The following is a 16,347-nucleotide window of genomic DNA, read 5'->3' as shown; positions in this document are numbered from 1 at the left end:
GGTTTCGTTGGCCGTCGCCCCGTGTCACGCGGGCGCAAGTCCCCAGAAGAAGGCGATGCCGAGGGTGGTCACGACGGCGAACACCGCCTGCAGGGGGGCACCGACCTTCAGGTAGTCGGTGAAGCGGTAGCCGCCCGGGCCGTAGACGAGGAGGTTCGTCTGGTAGCCCACCGGCGTCATGAACGCCGTCGACGCGGCGAACGTGACCGCGAGGACGAACGCGAAGGCGTTGGCGTTCAGCTGCTGGGCGGCCTCGACGGCGACGGGAATCATCAGCACGACGGAGGCGTTGTTCGAGATGACGTTCGTGAGGACGGCCGTGACGACGTACATCAGTCCCAGTGCGACGATGCCGGGCAAGCCGGGCGCCGCGAGCACGAACAGGTCTGCCAGCAGGTCCGCGCCGCCGGTCTCCTGTAAGGCGATGCCCAGCGGGATGACGCCGGCGAGCAGGAAGATGACGTCCCACTGGACGGCGTCGTACAGCTCCTGCGGGCGGAGACAGCCGGTCAGCACCATCGCCACGGCGCCGGCCAGTGCCGAGACGACGATGTGGATGGGGGTCAGGGCGGCGACGCCGACCACGGCGGCGACGATACCGACGGCGACGGGAATCTTCGACCGGCGGAAGTCCGGCCGCTGGACCTCCTGTGCGACGATGAAGTCGCGGTTGACGTTCAGCCGCTCGATGCTGTCGGACGTCGCCTGCACGAGGAGCGTGTCGCCGACCTTCAGGCTGACGCGGTCCATCCGCTGGCGGAACAGTTCGCGCCCGCGGCGCAGGGCCAGCACCGTCGCGTCGTAGCGCTGCCGGAAGTTCGAGGACACCAGCGTCTCGCCGACGAGCGAGGACCCCGGCGCGACGACGAGTTCGACGAGGTTCTGCTGTTCGCTGGCGCTCTCGAGCTCCGCGTCGTCGACGTCGACCTCTGGGATGAGGTCCAGCCCCTCGGCGTCGAGCAACTCCACCAGCGTGTCCCGGTCGGTCCGGACCGCGAACACGTCGCCGGGCTGGATCGACTTCGGGTCCAGCGGTTCGAGGAAGACCCGGTCGCCCCGGACGAGCTGGATGACGTCGACGTCGAACTCCGTCTCCGAGAGGGCCTCCCGGACCGTCTGGCCGACGATGGGGGAGTCCTCGCGGACGACGACCTCGGTGAGGTACTCGCCCATCTCGAACTCGTCGGTGAGGTCCTCGCGGGCCTCGATGCGGCCGGGGACGAGCCAGCGACCCACCGTCATCAGGTAGACGGTGCCGACGACGGTGACGACGATGCCCAGTTGGGTGAACTCGAACATCCCGAACGGGTGGTCGAGCAACTCGGCGGAGAGCTGCGACGCGAGGATGTTCGTCGAGGTGCCGATGAGCGTGAGCATCCCGCCGAACATCGAGGCGTACGACAGGGGCAGGAGGAGCTTCGACGGCGAAATCTTGCCGTTGTGAGCGATGTCGGTCACCATCGGCAGGAGGATGGCGACGGCGGCGGTGTTGTTGATAAAGCCGGAGATGGGGCCGACGAGGCCGACGGTCGCGCCCAGTTGGCGCGTCTCGCTGTCGCCGGTCAGCGAGGCGAGTTTCCGCCCGAGAATCTGGACGATGCCGGTTCGCTGGACGCCGTCCGAAAGGATGAACATCGCCAGCACGGTGACGGTAGCCGTCGAGGCGAAGCCCGAGAGCCCCTGTGTCAGCGGCGAGACGTCGTCGCCCGGTCGGTGGAGTACGTACAGCGGCTCGGCCAGCAGGCCGGCGTCGGCGAGCGTCGCCGTGACGGGTTCGGCCAGCATCAGCGCGACCATCACGGCGATGGCCGTCACGTCGACCGGCACCGCCTCCGTCGCGAACAGCGCGAGGGCGACGAGAATCAGCGCGAACACGAACGCCATGGCGGGCGTGACCGGAGGCAACGACACACCGGTGAGTAGACCGGGGGTGCCAAAAGATTGCGGATTGCGTCAGGCGTCCCGACCGAGGTCGGCGAGTAGGGCCTCGTAGCTCCGGGCGAACACCGGCACCGTCCGGAGGGAGTTGGCCGCCACCTGGAACACCGGGACTGCGAGGGGCCCGTCGGCGCCCTCGACGACCACGACGGCCTCGTGGTCGGTGTCGGCTGACCACTCGCCGTCGAGTGCGCGGACCAGCACCTCGCCGAAGTAGCTCCCGAGTTCGGTGGTGACGCTGGTGAACGCGCGGTCGTCGAAGGTGGCCTCGCTCCCGAACGTCGCGTCCTCGAACCGGTCGTCGTCCCACTCGGCGCCGACCAGGTCGTCGAGGCGGGCCAGCGACGCCGGCGTGAAGTCGAGGTCGTGCTCGGTCCAGAAGTCGGTGAACTCCGCTGCCGTCGCGGCGTACTCGGCGCGGAGGCCGTCGCCCGCCGTGGGAGCGGTCTCCGTGGCTGGGCCTCTCCCGTCCGTCGTCGAAGGTGGGGCGCCGGCCCCAGCGGTCGGGTCGGCGGCGGTCGGCGTGTCCGTCTCGACGTCGCCGTCGGTCGCCGCGTCGGCGGGGGCAGTGCCCTCCTCGACGGCCGGGGTCGTGTCGCTCTCGCTGGACCGGTCGACGGCGGTTTCGGCGTCGGACTCGGCCGCACCCGACCCGAGCAGGTCGACGTCCGACTGCTCGGTCTCGGCCGCGTCGGTCGTCTCGCTCTCGGCCGTCGGGTCGGCAGCGTCCATCGTCGGGAACACCCCGTCGGCGACGGTCTCGTCGGCCTCGGAGACAGCAGTCGCCGCTTCGTCGTCGCCTCCGTCCCCGGGTTCGACGGCGTCCATCGTCGGGTACACCTCGCCGGGCACCGCCTCGTCGCGCGCGTCGTCGGCCGCCTCGGCCGGCGCGTCCGCTGGCGTGTCCGCAACTCGTCCGTCGGCCTCGGACGCGGTGGAGACCGGGTCCTCGTCGGGCTGGTCATCCGCCGGACCGGGCGCTGTCTCGTCGTCGCCGGGTACGGACTCGGCCCCTGCCGAACCGTCCTCCTCGGCGAGGTCGAGTTCGGCCGCCAACCGCTCGGCGACGGCGGCGAACACCGGGTCGCCGGCAACCGACCGGGCGGCCACCTCGAAGACGGCGACGGTCACGTCTCCCTCGCGACCGGTGACGGTGACGCTCCAGCCGTCGTCGGCCGTCCACTCGCCGTCGTGGGTCCGGACCAGCACCTCGCCGAGGTAGCTCCCGAACTGGACGGTCTTCGGGGAGTAGGCGGTCCCGTCGGACGGCCTGCGCTCGGTCCAGTCGTCCTTGGCCGCGATGGCCTCGTCGAGCCGTTCGAGCGAGGCCACCGAGAAGTCGAGCGGGTCGCCGTCGCTGGCGGCGTTCTCGGCACGGTCACGGAACGCGTCGGGACCGAGTGCGGTGACGTCGACCAGGTCCGGTCGCGCCTCGGTCTCGTCCGCCCCGTCGTCGCCCCCGCCGACGGCACGGCGGAGGCTGTCGAACAGCCCCATGGCCACCGCAAGACGGCCTGTCTACAAGAAGGTACGCCCCTACTGCTCCTCGCGCAGCTCCATCTCGGCGACGATGTCGTAGGGGTCCAGCCCCTTCCGGATGCCGTCGAGCAACTGGAACGCCTCGTCGGGCGCGAGGAAGTGTCGGGTGACCGCCCGCCCCAGCGGCGTCGGCGAGAGGCCGTCGATGAACTCGTACTCCAGCAGTTTGCCGAGCGCGTGTTTCGTCGGCACCTCGCCGACCATCCGGTCGTTGAGCCGTTTGGCCTGCGTGCCCGCGACGGTGACGTTCGCCAGCGTCTCCTCGACGGCAGCGCCCTCGTCGTAGCGGGTGATGACCGGTTCCATCTCCCCCTTCAGGAGCTTGAACGCCACCTCGTCCTCGGTCATCTCCATGCTGTTGTGGTACGAGCAGTCGGGTTCGACCAGCAGGTACACCGTCCCCTTGTCGTGGTAGTCGGGCCGGCCCGCACGGCCGAGCATCTGCTCGAACTCCTGGACGGTGAGCCACTCGATGCCCATCGCCAGCGAGTCGAAGACGACCTGCGAGGCCGGGAAGTCCACCCCGGCAGCGAGGGCGGCCGTCGTGACGACGGCGGCCAGCTCCTGGTCGGCGAACTGCTTCTCGACCTGCTGGCGCTTGCGGTTGTCCAGCCCGGCGTGGTAGGGCGCGGAGCTGTACTCCAGTTTGCGCGATATCTGGTGACAGCGCCGCCGGGAGTTGGTGAAGATGATGGTCTGGCCGCGGTACCCCTTGCTCGATTTCGTGTCGAACGCCCGTTTGACCAGTTTGTTCTCCGTGTCTATCTTCTCGCGGCCGTCGGCGAAGGTGACGTGGCGTTCGATAGGCACCGGGCGCTCCTCGAACTCGATGAGTTGCGCGCCCAGCTTCGCGGCCAGTTCGCCGGGGTTGCCCACCGTCGCCGAGAGGTATATCCACTGGGTGTCCCCGTCGGCCTGCTCGCCACCGCCCCGATCGTGACGGGCGGCCTCTGTCGTCCCGCGCTCGCAGTAGTACTTCAGCCGCGAGATGAGGCCGTCTAGTCGGTGGCCGCGTTCGTCCTCGCCGAGCGTGTGCACCTCGTCGATGACGACGGTGCCCACGGAGCCGAGGTCCTTGCCCGTCCGCAGGGCGTGGTCGATTCCCTCGTAGGTGCCGACGATGACGTCGGCCTCGGGGTCGAACCGGCCGCCCTCGTCGGCGATACGACTCGCACCCACGCGCAGGGAGACGTCGACCATGTCTCCGTAGCGCTCCTTGAACGACTCGTACTTCTGGTTGGCCAGCGCGACCAGCGGCACCAGGAACAGCATCGTCCCCTTGCCGTTGAGCACGCGGTCCAGTCCGGCGAGCTCGCCGACCAGCGTCTTCCCCGTCGCCGTCGCGGACACCACGAGTTGGTCCTGTCCGTCCATCGCGCCGTGGTCGACGGCGAGGCTCTGGACCGGCAGCAGCGTGTCGAACCGCGACTCGACGTGCTGTTGGATGCCCGGATGGAGGTTCAGCGTCTCGGTCGGCACGAGGTCGATGTCGTCGACGGTCGCCGATATCTCGTCGAACTTCGTCAGGTCCGGGTCCAGTTGGCCCGACAGGAGGTTCGTGATGCGGTCCAGATCCTGCACCTCCAGCAGGAGCTCTTCGAGGCGTTTCCGGGCGTCGCCGGTGATGTCCCCCTCGAAGGCCAGTTCCCGGTCGAGTTCCTCGCGGGCGCAGTCGGGGCAGATGGTCTCCCCGTCGGCCTCGATGGCCGTCTCGCTCGTGATGGGCGAGTACCGGCCCGCCGAGGAGCAGTACCGACAGGTCCGGACTACCTTCGCCTCTAGCTGGTAGCCGTCGAGCATCTCGCGGATGCGCTCGCGGGCCAGCGGCGACGTCTGCTCGGAGATGCGGATACGCGTGGCTCGGCGCGCCAGTTCGACGAACTGGTCGGGGGCGCGCAGGTCCTCCCCGGAGCCGTCCTTGATGCGGAGGCGGCGGGGTCGCGGCCCCGCGTCCGTCTCCTTCAGTTCGAGGACGCCGTGGAACAGGCGCCCGCCGTCTCGCTGGGCGACCACCCGGACGTCCTCGCCGTGCTCGTGGAGGAACAGCGTATCCACCTTCGCGGCCTGCTGCGACACGCCTGTAGGTACGACGTGGCACCTACTTCAGTCACTCGACACGGAAGCGAACACGGAACACCCGAGAGAGTCACCAGCGAGGACGGTTCAGCACAGCCAGCAAGCCCCCGACTGCTTTCAGTCCCGCCCCGTGGAACAGCCGACCGGGAGGGACTGAAAGGGGCAGCCGTCTGCAGGACCCCCGACGACGAGAGCACTGCACCGAGCGAACGGAGTGAGCGAGGGCAGGGCGCAGCGAGTCGCGGGACTGCAGACGGCTGGGGCTTTCTGGCTGTCTGCAGTGGTTGCGACGGACGCTGTTCGACAGATTGCTAGCCACAGCGCGTTTAAGTCGGTCGGCCGACAACAGTATCACATGCGTCGGTTCCGCATCGGGAGCGCCTTCGGCATCCCCATCCAGCTCGACCTGACGTTCCTGCTGGTCCTGCCGCTGTTCGCGTGGATCATCGGGACGCAGGTCGAGCAAACGACGGCGTTGTTGAACGACTCGCTCGGGGCGGGGCTGGACCCCGCCGTACTGACCGACGGGAGTCTGGTCTGGGTGCTCGGCGTCGTCGCCGCCGTCGGCCTCTTCACCGGCGTCGTCCTGCACGAACTGGGCCACTCGCTGGTCGCCATCCGCTACGGCTACCCCATCGACTCCATCACGCTGTGGCTGTTCGGCGGCATCGCCCAGTTGACCGAGACGCCCGAGGACTGGAAGCAGGAACTGGCCATCGCCGTCGCCGGCCCCGCCGTCAGCGTCGCGCTGGGCGGGCTATCGTACGTCGCGTTCGTCGTCCTCCCCGGCACCCAGTCGACGATTGTGGAAGCCGCCCGCTTCGTGCTGGCCTACCTCGCCGTCATGAATCTCGCGCTCGCGGTGTTCAACATGCTCCCGGGGTTCCCGATGGACGGCGGGCGTGTCCTGCGCGCCCTGCTCGCCCGTACCCGTCCGTACGCCCGGGCGACGAAGATCGCCGCCGAGGTGGGGAAGATATTCGCCGTCATGCTCGGCCTGTTCGGCCTGTTCGTCGCCGGCAACATCTTTCTGGCCGGGCTGGCCTTCTTCATCTACATCGGCGCCGAGGGCGAGTCCCGCCAGACGACGATGGCCGCCGCCTTCGAGGGGGTGACCGTCCGGGACGTGATGACCCCCGCCGACCACGTCACGTCGGTCACCCCGCGGCTCTCGGTCCGGGAGCTCATCCGGACGATGTTCGAGGAACGCCACACCGGCTACCCCGTCGAGAAGGACGGCGAGGTCGTCGGCCTCGTCACCCTGGAGGACGCCCGCGCGGTGCGGGAGGTCGAGCGCGACGCCTACACCGTCGGCGACGTGATGACCACCGACCTCTACACCGTCTCGCCGGACGCCGACGTGATGGACGCGCTCACCCAGCTCCAGCAGAACTCCGTCGGCCGCCTGGTCGTCACCGACGCGGACGGCGCGTTCCTCGGCCTGCTCACCCGCTCGGACATCATGACCGCGCTCTCCATCATCAAGTCCAGCAGCGAGTACGGCTCCATCGGCGGGTCCGAGTCACGGACGCTGCGGCCGGAGCCGTGACGGCCACCGCCGGCCGCACCGCTCTCCGGTCGAGGTTCGGTAGTAGAGAGTCGAGGTCCGGGTGCGGGAATTGAACCCACGTCTCAGCCACCACAAGGCTGAAGGATACCACTACCCCAACCCGGACACGCTCGTTGAGGCATCCGTAGATACCCTGCTGTCACAGAAATACGTTACGACTCTCGAGACCATAGCGGGGCGACAACGAGGCACAGTGTCGGCTCACGCGTCAGTTCGAACACTGTGTGAGTACAGGCCGGACCGTGCCGAGACGCTTTTACACGGTCACGGCGTACACAGGCCCAAGCGTGGCCATCACCGACAAGATCTACGTCAAGAACCACCAGCAGCTCGTCTCCCAGTTGGAGACGAGTTTCCCCAAAGGCGCGTTCAAGGGGGCGACGCTGGACATCCTCTTTCAGGGCGAGGGGCTGGCCAAACTCGACGACGCCTCGCGTGAGCGGGTGCTCGACTTCGCCGAGGACTTCATGGACTGTGACTGTCAGGCCGCACCCCACTGTGGCTGTCCGGAGCGGAAGTTCGTCGCGTACCTGCTGGAACTGCGCGAACAGGGGCTGGGTCCGGACGCCATCGTCGACGTGATGAGCGACGACTACATGCTGTACGCGTATCCCGGCGACGTGCTCTCGTTCCTCGACGACAGCGTGCGGACCCTCGAAGCCGTCGAGACGCTGGCGGACGTCGACGGCAACCGCGAGGTGGCAGAAGAAGTGCAGCGACGGCGCAACCGGCTGGTGTAGCTCAGACGTCCTCGAAACTGCCGATGCGGTAGGAGGCGTCCTCCTCCTCGCCTTCGTCTAAGTCTTCGAGGTGGATGACCTCGTCCTGGTCCATCTCGTCGAGTTGCTGGCGCAGTTTGGTGACGTAGCGCTTGTGTTCTTCCAGTTGCTCGCGCAGGTGTTCGGCCTCCAGTTCGAGGCGTTCGTGCTCGCGGACGAAGCTCTTGGGCACCTCGACTTTCGGCGGGAAGCTCTCGGTACTGCTCTCCTCGGCCGCGTCTTCCAGTTCGTGTTCCGGCGCGACCTTCACCTGGCCGTCGTGGGCCACCAGCGTGTCGACGTAGTCCCGGAAGACCGCAGAGAGGGAGATGTCACGCTCCTCCGCGATCTCGCGCAGCGTCTCGAACTTGTCCTCGCTCACGCGGAAGGAGATGGTCTTGTTCTTGTTCCCCATCGTTGTGTCCTACTCGTGACTCATCGTATTTAATCGTTTGTCAGACGCTCGCACGCTCGAACGGTCACCGGAATAAACGCGGCCGAGAGCGAAGCGGTTTAGCCCGCCCCGCTCCCCGCCCCGGACATGGACGCGACCGCACACCACCACGCCGTGACCGTCAGCGACCTCGAACGCGCCGTCGAGTTCTACCGCGACGTCCTCGGACTGGACGTGCTCACCCGCTTTTCCGTCGGCGGTGACGCGTTCGCCACGGGCGTCGACGTCCCGGGCGCGAGCGCCGAGTTCGCGCATCTGGACGCCGGCGGTGCACGCGTCGAACTCGTCGAGTACACGCCCGAAGGCGAGCACCGCCCCGAGGCGGCCCTGAACCAGCCCGGCGCGACCCACCTCGGACTGGCAGTCGAGGACCTCGACGCGGTGTACGAGGGGCTGCCCGAGGACGTGGAGACCCTCTCAGCGCCACAGACGACAGAGAGCGGGACGCGCATCTGCTTCCTGCGGGACCCGGCGGGGACGCTGGTCGAACTGCTGGAGACGTAGCGCGAAAAAAGCCGTCGGGACCGACTCAGTCGGCGCTGGCTTCCGCTTGCTCGTCCTGCATGCTCTCTAGGGCGCCGACGACGGCCTGTCGGTACCGCTCGACGTCGCCGCCGTACTCCTCGTGTGCCATCTGGATGTACTCGTCGACGTCGGGGTCCTCGGGGTCGGCGTCGCCGAACCGGCGGATGCGCTCTAAGGTGCGCTCGGCCGTCTCGACGACCCACCGGTCACGCGTGGCCTCGTCGACCTGCGAGATGGACTCCGGCCGGACCGAGACGTTCACGTCGCCCTCGTCGGTCTCGTAGGTGCGTGGCTTGCCGACCACGGCGACGTACGCCGGCGGTTCCAGTTCGCGCAGCATCGAGGCGGCGTCGGGCTGGTACTGCCCGGCGTACATGAAGAACGTGTCGCCGTTGGGGTCGACGACACGGCCCTGCCAGTACTCGCTGTCCTCGCCGACGTCCTCCGTCTCGGTCAGCGTCCCGACGAGGAACACGCGGTTGGCGCGCTGGCCCGTCGGCAACAGGACGTACACCGGCGCTCGGTCGTCGTCGGATTCCTTGAACGTGTAACTCGCGTCGTTGAACTCGCGGGCGAAGACGCGCCGGGCGACTTCGCGGGTGGGGGTGCTCGCCATCTATATCGACCTCGCTTTGATGAGTACTTCGTCCGCGTCCACGGTCCCGGTCAGTCGCTCCTGGTCGTCCGCGAGGACGTACCGGCCGAACGTGGGGCCGGTGACCCGGTAGTAGCGCCCGAGGATGTCCTCGCGCATCTCGTCGGCGACGACGGTGGTGTCGAGCGCGTCCATCGCCATCTCCTTGGCCTCCTCGAGGGTGATGCCGGTGAGTTGCTCCGTGGCCGCCTCGTCGAAGATGACCTCGGTGACCTCCTCGCCGTCGTCGAGGACGCCCTTGATGCGGAGGTCGAACTCGCCCTCGACCTCGCCGTGTTCGCTACAGCGGCCGTTCTGGAGGACGCGGGTACACTCCTCCTCGGGGCAGCGCTTGATGAGGCCCGACCCCGACTGGATGTCGACGAGTGCGCCCTCGACCTCGACGCTGTCGTCGCCGACCTCTATCTCCTCGTCCAGTTCCTCGATGGTGGTCGTCCGGTTGAGCTTCACCGAGAAGCGGCCCTGATACTCGTCGGTGACGACGTTCCGCAGGGCGTAGGACTTCCCTTCCTCCAGTTCGGGGAGGTCGGACTTCGACCACTTGGTGAACTTGATGGTGCCCGTCTCGTCGCCGAGCAGCCCGACCTGCGCGACGGCGTCGGCGCGCGGGTCCCACAGTTCAACGACGGTGACGCGCATGTCGACCCACTCCTCGGGCGAGTCGACGTCGGCCACCTCGACCTGTTCGTTGCCGCCGCCACCGCCGCCGAGCTGGTCGCGGTCCATCCCGGCCTCGTCGAGGTACGTGTTGGTGACGCTCCGGCGGGCCTCGTTGAGGGGGACCTTGTACTCGTTGACCAGCGTGTCGAGGCGCTCCTCGACGTCGTCGACGTCCAGGTCCAGCTGGTCGGCAAACTGCTCGTGTATCTCTTCCGCTTGGGTACGCAAATCTGATGCAGTCATGTGCTGTCACTGTCTCCGCCTTGTTTTCGATGGGAGACAGTCGACGTTTGGTCGGCTTCAGGTATAAACCCTCCCCCGGCGCGGTGGAAGTGAAACCGGTCGACAGCGACGCCAGGAGTGACTGGAACGGCGAGAGGAACGTGGGCAGACAGACCGTTGCTGTAGCTCTGGTGTCGGGGACCGAACGAGGCGACTCTGGCGTGTCACCGGCGAGTCGGTCCGACACGCGTCGCTACGTGCGTCGGGTGTGGGAACGGGCGAAGAAGCAGACGGGTTACTGCTCGCTGTCGGTCGTCTCGTCGTCGCTGTCCGTGCTGGTCTCGGTCGTCTCGTCGTCGGACTCGTCGCTATCCTCGGTCTCGGTGTTCTCGTCTTCGTTCTCGGCATCACTGTCGTCGGCGTCGTCAGGGGTGACGTCGCTGATCTGGTCGCCGAGGTCGCCCTCGAGGTCACCGGCCATGTGCTGCTGGACCAGCGAGTGGATCTCGCTGACGAAGTCCGGCACCTGCTCGGGCAGGTCCGCGGGCGGGCCGCGTTCGCCGTCGGGGCCGACGTCGGCGGGCGGACCCTGACTGTCGGCGGCCTCACTCGCGTTCGCCGCCGCGTCCGACTCGTTCGTCTGGTTCGTCGCCGCCATCTCCTCGCTGTCGGCGGCGTTATCTTCGGCGTCGGCCGCCGTCTCGTTGGCGTACTCGTCGGCCTGTGCGCCGTCCGCGTTGTCCGAAGCCTGTGCGCCTGCCGCCGCGGGCAGCGCCGCCGCCGACCCCGTGACGACGAGGACGGCCAGCAGCGCGCCAGCGATTTTAGTGAGCTTCATCGTGCGTTGACTCCACCCGACTCTGTAGGCCGACACCACTTCAAGGGGCCAAGCCGAAAACGCGGATTAACGCGGATTCAATCGATTTAGGCCGTCTACCCGTCGTTTTAATCCGGCTTGAACGAACAGAGTCGGCATCGACACCGCGTTTCCGCCACCGAGGTCCCCGAGCGCGGTCCGCCGCGGGAGCGCGGCACGCGAGAAGATTGATTTGACGGCAGTCGTTACGTGGCGGTATGGGTGACGGCGACGAGCGAGACGACGCCAGACTGGGGCGGTTCATCCAGGGGACGCTCCGGTCGGTCGGGAACCAGCTCTCGGAGGCCAAGCGCGCGTACAGCGACGGGAAGCGCGCCGCACTCGCCGGCCTCCCCCGCGACGAGGACGGACGGGCGCGGATCGTCTGTCGACGCCACGCCGAGCGCCGCGCCGTCTCGCTGGACCCCGTCTCCCGCCCCGACTGTTTCGACGCCGACCACCCCGACTGTCAGGGCTGTGTCGAGGACATCCGGGACGGCACCGTCGAGACGTGGTGACCGCGCCCGGGCCGACGGCGAGGCGGCGCGCGACAATCGTGAAGGTGACAACCGACGGACCTACCAGCGGCGGGTCGGTTCGCAGTCGAAACGAGGGGGTCTGGGAGTCGGTCACGCGGGCCGTGTGACGTGTCGCCTCCGCCGTTTCGGCCGCCGAGGCGGCGCTTTTCGACCATCTCCGGGCGTCGTGTGAGCGCGTGTCGGTGTGGCCGGGGTGTCGAAGGGGCGTTTCGACTGGACGGCGACGGCGGGGTTACCGGCGGGGACCACCGGTACAGTGTCGGGGAAAGTGTCATTACCGTCGGCGGTGACGCGGGCAGTATGGACGGGATAGCGCGGCGGTTCTGGCTCACGGTCGTGCCGCTGCTGGCCGGCTTCTCGGCCGTCGGGCTCCTGGTGTTCGCGGCGCTCTTTCCCGAGCACCTGTTCCCGGTCGGGAGCGTCGGCTACGTCGCGACGGCGGCCGTCGCGCTCGTCTCGCTGGGGCTCCTCGTCTGGCAACTCGCGGCCGGGGGCGGGTCCAGCAGGGACCGGTTCGAGCGGCCCGGTCGCTAGCTCCGCATCGACCCGCCGTCGACCGGCACCGACGTCCCGGTGACGTACGACGATCGGGCCGACGAGAGGAAGGCGACTACGTCCCCGAGTTCCTCCGGCTGTCCAACCCGCCCGAGTGGCGCGTCCGACCACGACTCGATGCCTGCCTCGTAGGAGTCGTACTCCCCGCGTTCGACGGCGTCCTCGACGAGTTCCTCGATGCGGGGCGTCTCGTGGGCGCCCGGGAGGACGGCGTTGACGCGCACCTCGGGAGCGAACTCGCGGGCCTGGGTCTTCATCAGGCCGATGACGGCGCGGCGCACGGCGTTCGAGAGGACGAGGTCGTCGATGACCTCCGCGACCGACCGGGAGGTGATGTTGACGATGGTGCCGGCCTCGGACTCGCGCAGGTACGGGTAGGCAAAACGGGTGGTCCAGACGACGCTCATCACGAGGACGTCGTAGGCGCCGTACCACTCCCGCTCGGTCGTGTCGAGGAACGGCCCCGGTGCGGGGCCGCCGGCGCTCGTGACGACGTGGTCAAGCCCGCCGAACGTCTCGACGGTCTCCTCGACGAGCGCTTCGACCGCGTCGCGGTCGGTGATGTCGGCCTGCACGGCCAGTACGTCGCCGTCGCCGGCCGCGTCCAACCGCTCGCGTGCCCGGTCGACGTGGTCGGGGGTCGTCCCGCAGACGGCGACGTCCGCGCCTTCGCGTGCCAGTCGCTCCGCGCTCGCGAGTCCGAGTCCGCTCGTCGCGGCGGTACACAGTGCGGCATTGCCGTCGAGTTCGAGGTCCATAGCCGACCCGACGGTCGAGTGACCCAAAAAGCTCCGTGGTGACTGTCCTAGCTGCCCCAGAAGTTGTCGCGGCTGCCGAGCCGTTCGTCCTCCTCGTCATCGTCGTCGCCCTGATAGCCGCCCTCGTCGTCGTCCTCGTCGTCTTCTTCCTCGTCGAGTTCGAGGCGTTCGAGTTCCTCCGCCCGCGCGTGGTTCGAGCGGACCTTGGTGATCTGGACCTTCGATTTGGCCGGCGGCAGGACGCCGTCGACCATGACGATGAAGCCGTCCTCGGTCCGACCGACGCCGGCGCCGCTCTCGTGGATGTCGTCGACGGTGACGACGACCTCCTGACCCGGTTTGACGGGTTGGCTCTTGAGGTCCGAGATGGGCTGGTTGTAGTGGTTACACCACTCGGCGCCACCTCGGTCGCCGTAGTGCGTACAGCCCATGCCCTCGATGCGTTCGGTGAAACTGGGGCACTCGTCTGCGAGCGGACAGTCGGGCATAGCAACCGGTAGATGGGCCGCCGGCAAAACGCTTGCGACCTGCCAGAGGGCGGCAGTGCGCCGTCTCGAACGCGGCGCCGTCCGCCGAACGCTTTTCACACTGGCCCGACAACGTGTCACACGATAGCGAGGAACGAACACGCATGGGGACCCGCGCCGTGGCAGCCCTCCTCTGTCTCGTGATTCTGGTCAGCGCGCCGTCGGTGCTGGCCGCCGAGCCGCAGGTGGACGACGGCGACGACCCCCGGACGATGGACGTCCGCTACGTCGTCGACCGCCTCCCGTCGGCGGTGGGTCGCGTCCAGGTCACGGCCGTCGTCGACGTCCCGGACCGCGTGAACGGGCTCTCGGTCCGGCCACCGGCGAACGCGACGGTCCTGCGTGCCGACGGTCTCGCCTCGACCGGGGGCCGCTGGCGCTGGGACGGCGACGGCGACACCGTCTCGGTGACCTACACCGTGCCGGTCGGCCTGCGGACGGCGTACGGCCAGCGGACCGCGGACACCGCCGAGTGGTCGCTGGTCGTCCGTCGCGAGGTCGCGCTCCACGCCCGGTGGCGCTGGCAGGCCGGCCCCGACCCCGGCTGGAACGAGACGATGGCCGTCGCGGCCGGACAACGCGGCGTCGGCGGCGAGACGGCCGTCTTCGTCGGTCCCCACGAAACGATGACTCGGACGACGCCGGACGGTACCGTCCGGTTGGTCGTCCCCGACGCGGCGACCCTCGAACCCGACCCGGCGGTCGTCCTCGACACCGTCAGTGACGCACAGCGGCGGACCACCATCGGCGAGCGCCACGACACCGTGACAATCATCGCCACACCGAACGACATCGCCGTCGGCGGGTACACGCCGTCGAACGGCGCGCCCGTCGCCCTCGTCAACGCCGGCGAACCCGTCAGAGTGCCGACCAACGTCTGGGTCCACGAGTACCGCCACACGCGCCAGACCTACCGGACCAGCGCCGGGATGACGTGGCTCGACGAGGGGAGCGCCGACTACTACGCCGCCCGGCTGACGTATCTGCAGGGCCGCATCGGCTACGACCGTTACCGACAGCGGGTGACGAACGACCGGTACCACGACGCGAACCTCACCCGCCCGGGGACGTGGCCGTCGCCCGACGTCCAGTACGACAAGGGGACGCGCGTCGTCGCCGCCCTCGACGTCCACATCCGGCAGGCGACCGGCGGCGAGCACACCTTCGCGACCGTCCTCCGACGGCTCTCGCGGAACGACGAGCGAGTCACCCTCTCGCTGTTCGCCGAGACGGTCTCGGCCGTCGCAGGGCAGGACCTCGAGGCGTTCGTGCGGCAGGCCGTCACCGGCCCCGCACCGCCGGTCCCCGCGGACCCCGACGGTGACGGCGTTCCGACACACGTGGAGCGACAGCGCGGCACCGACCCGTACCAGTCGGCGATGGCCGACAAGCAGGCCGACGACACCGAGACCCGGGTCGCCGACGCGGTGGGAGGGCAGAGCGACGCGGCGACTGGACGGGCGGCGACGGACCGCGTCGGCGTCGCCGGCGGGTCCGGAACCGGTGGCGACCGCGACGCCCCCGGGGGCTCGGACGTGCCGCCGGTGCCGCTCTGGCTCGCCGTCCTCGCCGTGTGGCTCGTCCTCGCGGGGGCCCTCTGGCGGGACCGGCCGCGCTAGACCGCCCGCTCGACGGCCGCGATAGCCGCGTCGACGTCGTCGTCGTCGACGTCCCAGTGGGTACAGAAGCGCACCACGTGGTCGTCGAACGGGACCCCCTGGACGCCCGCGTCGGCACAGTCCTCGAGGAACGCCTCGGCCGGCCGGTCCGTCTCGACGAGGACGATGTTCGTCTCCGGCGACTCCACCGAGAGGCCGTCGATGCGGGCCAGCCCCGCGGCCAGTCGCTCGGCCCGGCGGTGGTCCTCGGCCAGTCGGTCCCGGTTGGCGAGCGCTTCGAGGCCCGGGGCGGCGACCATGCCCGCCTGCCGCATCCCGCCACCGAGCAGTTTCCGGTTGCGGTGGGCGGCCTCGACGAAGGACTCGGGGCCGGCCAGCACCGACCCGATCGGCGCGCCCAGCCCCTTCGAGAGACAGCACATCACGGTGTCGACGGGGGCGACGAACTCGGCGGCGGGGACGTCGTGGGCCGCCGCCGCGTTGAACAGGCGCGCGCCGTCGAGGTGGACCGGGACGCCGAGGTCGTGAGCCGCCGCCGCGGTCTCGGCGATGCGCTCGGGGGCGATGGCGGTGCCGCCCTTGCTGTTGTGCGTGTTCTCCAGCGTGAGCAACCCGGTGCCGGCCCGGTGACCGTCGGCCTCGACGTACCCCTCGCGGACCTGTTCGGGCCCGACGACGCCCCGGGCGTCGCCGTCGAGCGTGCGCGGCTGGACCTGCGCGTGCTGTGCGAGGCCGGCGAGTTCCCACTTGTAAATGTGGCTCTCGCGCTCACAGAGCACCTCCTGTCCCCGCTCCGTGTGTGTCCGTCCGGCCACCTGGTTCCCCATCGTCCCCGACGGGACGAACAGGGCCGCCTCGGTCCCGAGCACGTCGGCGACCCGCGCTTGCAGTTCGTTGACCGTCGGGTCCTCGCCGTAGACGTCGTCGCCGACGGCGGCGTCGCGGGCCGCCTCGCGCATCGCGTCGCTCGGCCGGGTGACGGTGTCGCTCCGGAGGTCGATCATGCGCCTGCGTAGCAATCGCACCCCCAAAAGGTCGGGGGCAGTTCCTATCGGCCGAGCGCCGCCTCGCAGAAGCGGGCACGGTGGGATTCTCA

Annotated in this window: 16 protein-coding genes and 1 tRNA gene; 6 read left to right on the top strand and 11 right to left on the bottom strand. The window is 69.1% G+C overall.

What is annotated here, in order from left to right:
• Window positions 1–24: 24 nt before the first annotated feature.
• The 3 genes from ACV7GQ_RS16960 to ACV7GQ_RS16950 form a co-directional block, all read right to left on the bottom strand.
• Entirely contained in the window at window positions 25–1,884 is a 1,860-nt protein-coding gene (locus ACV7GQ_RS16960) for an SLC13 family permease (RefSeq protein ID WP_470311381.1), read from the bottom strand.
• Window positions 1,885–1,953: 69 nt separating this feature from the next.
• The gene (locus ACV7GQ_RS16955) at window positions 1,954–3,435 is read right to left on the bottom strand and encodes a hypothetical protein (protein WP_470311380.1); all 1,482 of its coding nucleotides are present in this window, start codon (window positions 3,433–3,435) and stop codon (window positions 1,954–1,956) included.
• A gap of 39 nt (window positions 3,436–3,474) precedes the next feature.
• Window positions 3,475–5,553 carry a DEAD/DEAH box helicase gene (locus ACV7GQ_RS16950; protein ID WP_470311379.1) on the bottom strand — a complete coding sequence of 693 codons (2,079 nt, stop codon included), beginning with the start codon at window positions 5,551–5,553 and terminating at the stop codon, window positions 3,475–3,477.
• Window positions 5,554–5,908: 355 nt separating this feature from the next.
• Here ACV7GQ_RS16950 and ACV7GQ_RS16945 point away from each other — a divergent pair, with 355 nt between their 5' ends.
• Window positions 5,909–7,102, top strand: a complete 1,194-nt coding sequence (locus ACV7GQ_RS16945) for a site-2 protease family protein (RefSeq protein WP_470311378.1) — start codon at window positions 5,909–5,911, stop codon at window positions 7,100–7,102.
• Between the two features lie 55 nt (window positions 7,103–7,157).
• Here the strand turns inward: ACV7GQ_RS16945 and ACV7GQ_RS16940 are convergent.
• Window positions 7,158–7,228 (bottom strand) — tRNA-His (locus tag ACV7GQ_RS16940).
• A gap of 182 nt (window positions 7,229–7,410) precedes the next feature.
• On the opposite strand from ACV7GQ_RS16940, the gene ACV7GQ_RS16935 reads away from it, so the two are divergent.
• Window positions 7,411–7,863: a DUF5814 domain-containing protein gene (locus ACV7GQ_RS16935; RefSeq protein ID WP_220617486.1), complete on the top strand. Its 453-nt coding sequence runs from the start codon at window positions 7,411–7,413 to the stop codon at window positions 7,861–7,863.
• A 1-nt stretch (window position 7,864) separates the two neighbouring features.
• Here ACV7GQ_RS16935 and ACV7GQ_RS16930 read toward each other — a convergent pair whose 3' ends face one another.
• A complete protein-coding gene (locus tag ACV7GQ_RS16930; RefSeq protein WP_470311377.1) occupies window positions 7,865–8,296 on the bottom strand; it encodes a DUF8146 domain-containing protein in 432 nt (143 codons plus the stop codon).
• 126 nt (window positions 8,297–8,422) lie between these two features.
• Between ACV7GQ_RS16930 and ACV7GQ_RS16925 the strand changes: the two genes are divergently transcribed.
• Window positions 8,423–8,839, top strand: coding sequence for a VOC family protein (locus ACV7GQ_RS16925; protein ID WP_470311376.1), 417 nt, complete (start codon window positions 8,423–8,425; stop codon window positions 8,837–8,839).
• Between the two features lie 25 nt (window positions 8,840–8,864).
• Here ACV7GQ_RS16925 and ACV7GQ_RS16920 read toward each other — a convergent pair whose 3' ends face one another.
• The 3 genes from ACV7GQ_RS16920 to ACV7GQ_RS16910 form a co-directional block, all read right to left on the bottom strand.
• A complete protein-coding gene (locus ACV7GQ_RS16920; protein ID WP_470311375.1) occupies window positions 8,865–9,476 on the bottom strand; it encodes an RPA family protein in 612 nt (203 codons plus the stop codon).
• Window positions 9,477–10,418, bottom strand: a complete 942-nt coding sequence (locus tag ACV7GQ_RS16915; protein ID WP_470311374.1) for a replication factor A — start codon at window positions 10,416–10,418, stop codon at window positions 9,477–9,479.
• A gap of 274 nt (window positions 10,419–10,692) precedes the next feature.
• Window positions 10,693–11,235 (bottom strand): hypothetical protein, encoded by a 543-nt coding sequence (locus tag ACV7GQ_RS16910; protein WP_470311373.1) that lies wholly within the window; start codon window positions 11,233–11,235, stop codon window positions 10,693–10,695.
• A 236-nt stretch (window positions 11,236–11,471) separates the two neighbouring features.
• Here ACV7GQ_RS16910 and ACV7GQ_RS16905 point away from each other — a divergent pair, with 236 nt between their 5' ends.
• Both ACV7GQ_RS16905 and ACV7GQ_RS16900 read left to right on the top strand, forming a co-directional pair.
• Entirely contained in the window at window positions 11,472–11,771 is a 300-nt protein-coding gene (locus tag ACV7GQ_RS16905; RefSeq protein ID WP_470311372.1) for a DUF7091 family protein, read from the top strand.
• 321 nt (window positions 11,772–12,092) lie between these two features.
• Complete coding sequence (locus ACV7GQ_RS16900) at window positions 12,093–12,326, top strand: hypothetical protein (RefSeq protein ID WP_470311371.1); 234 nt, start codon at window positions 12,093–12,095, stop codon at window positions 12,324–12,326.
• Here ACV7GQ_RS16900 and ACV7GQ_RS16895 read toward each other — a convergent pair.
• Window positions 12,323–13,105: an SDR family oxidoreductase gene (locus tag ACV7GQ_RS16895; RefSeq protein WP_470311370.1), complete on the bottom strand. Its 783-nt coding sequence runs from the start codon at window positions 13,103–13,105 to the stop codon at window positions 12,323–12,325. The two genes, ACV7GQ_RS16900 and ACV7GQ_RS16895, sit on opposite strands and share 4 nt — an antisense overlap.
• 47 nt (window positions 13,106–13,152) lie before the next feature.
• On the bottom strand, window positions 13,153–13,593 hold the full coding sequence (locus tag ACV7GQ_RS16890) for a TRAM domain-containing protein (protein ID WP_470311369.1): 441 nt from the start codon (window positions 13,591–13,593) through the stop codon (window positions 13,153–13,155).
• A gap of 143 nt (window positions 13,594–13,736) precedes the next feature.
• On the opposite strand from ACV7GQ_RS16890, the gene ACV7GQ_RS16885 reads away from it, so the two are divergent.
• Entirely contained in the window at window positions 13,737–15,251 is a 1,515-nt protein-coding gene (locus ACV7GQ_RS16885) for a M61 metallopeptidase family protein (protein ID WP_470311368.1), read from the top strand.
• Here the strand turns inward: ACV7GQ_RS16885 and ACV7GQ_RS16880 are convergent.
• Window positions 15,248–16,255, bottom strand: a complete 1,008-nt coding sequence (locus ACV7GQ_RS16880; protein ID WP_470311367.1) for a threonine aldolase family protein — start codon at window positions 16,253–16,255, stop codon at window positions 15,248–15,250. The two genes, ACV7GQ_RS16885 and ACV7GQ_RS16880, sit on opposite strands and share 4 nt — an antisense overlap.
• Window positions 16,256–16,347: the final 92 nt, after the last annotated feature.

Source organism: Haloarcula sp. MBLA0163, assembly GCF_055632435.1.
Note: the sequence above shows the minus strand (reverse complement) of the source record. Positions and strands in the feature narration are given on the sequence as shown.

Excerpts from the sequence above, each read along its gene's own strand:
- ACV7GQ_RS16900 (WP_470311371.1), top strand. The coding sequence starts at position 12,093 with ATGGACGGGATAGCGCGGCGGTTCTGGCTCACGGTCGTGCCGCTGCTG.
- ACV7GQ_RS16890 (WP_470311369.1), bottom strand. The coding sequence starts at position 13,593 with ATGCCCGACTGTCCGCTCGCAGACGAGTGCCCCAGTTTCACCGAACGC.
- ACV7GQ_RS16895 (WP_470311370.1), bottom strand. The coding sequence starts at position 13,105 with ATGGACCTCGAACTCGACGGCAATGCCGCACTGTGTACCGCCGCGACG.
- ACV7GQ_RS16945 (WP_470311378.1), top strand. The coding sequence starts at position 5,909 with ATGCGTCGGTTCCGCATCGGGAGCGCCTTCGGCATCCCCATCCAGCTC.
- ACV7GQ_RS16925 (WP_470311376.1), top strand. The coding sequence starts at position 8,423 with ATGGACGCGACCGCACACCACCACGCCGTGACCGTCAGCGACCTCGAA.
- ACV7GQ_RS16960 (WP_470311381.1), bottom strand. The coding sequence starts at position 1,884 with ATGGCGTTCGTGTTCGCGCTGATTCTCGTCGCCCTCGCGCTGTTCGCG.
- ACV7GQ_RS16910 (WP_470311373.1), bottom strand. The coding sequence starts at position 11,235 with ATGAAGCTCACTAAAATCGCTGGCGCGCTGCTGGCCGTCCTCGTCGTC.
- ACV7GQ_RS16930 (WP_470311377.1), bottom strand. The coding sequence starts at position 8,296 with ATGGGGAACAAGAACAAGACCATCTCCTTCCGCGTGAGCGAGGACAAG.
- ACV7GQ_RS16885 (WP_470311368.1), top strand. The coding sequence starts at position 13,737 with ATGGGGACCCGCGCCGTGGCAGCCCTCCTCTGTCTCGTGATTCTGGTC.
- ACV7GQ_RS16915 (WP_470311374.1), bottom strand. The coding sequence starts at position 10,418 with ATGACTGCATCAGATTTGCGTACCCAAGCGGAAGAGATACACGAGCAG.
- ACV7GQ_RS16920 (WP_470311375.1), bottom strand. The coding sequence starts at position 9,476 with ATGGCGAGCACCCCCACCCGCGAAGTCGCCCGGCGCGTCTTCGCCCGC.
- ACV7GQ_RS16880 (WP_470311367.1), bottom strand. The coding sequence starts at position 16,255 with ATGATCGACCTCCGGAGCGACACCGTCACCCGGCCGAGCGACGCGATG.
- ACV7GQ_RS16905 (WP_470311372.1), top strand. The coding sequence starts at position 11,472 with ATGGGTGACGGCGACGAGCGAGACGACGCCAGACTGGGGCGGTTCATC.
- ACV7GQ_RS16955 (WP_470311380.1), bottom strand. The coding sequence starts at position 3,435 with ATGGGGCTGTTCGACAGCCTCCGCCGTGCCGTCGGCGGGGGCGACGAC.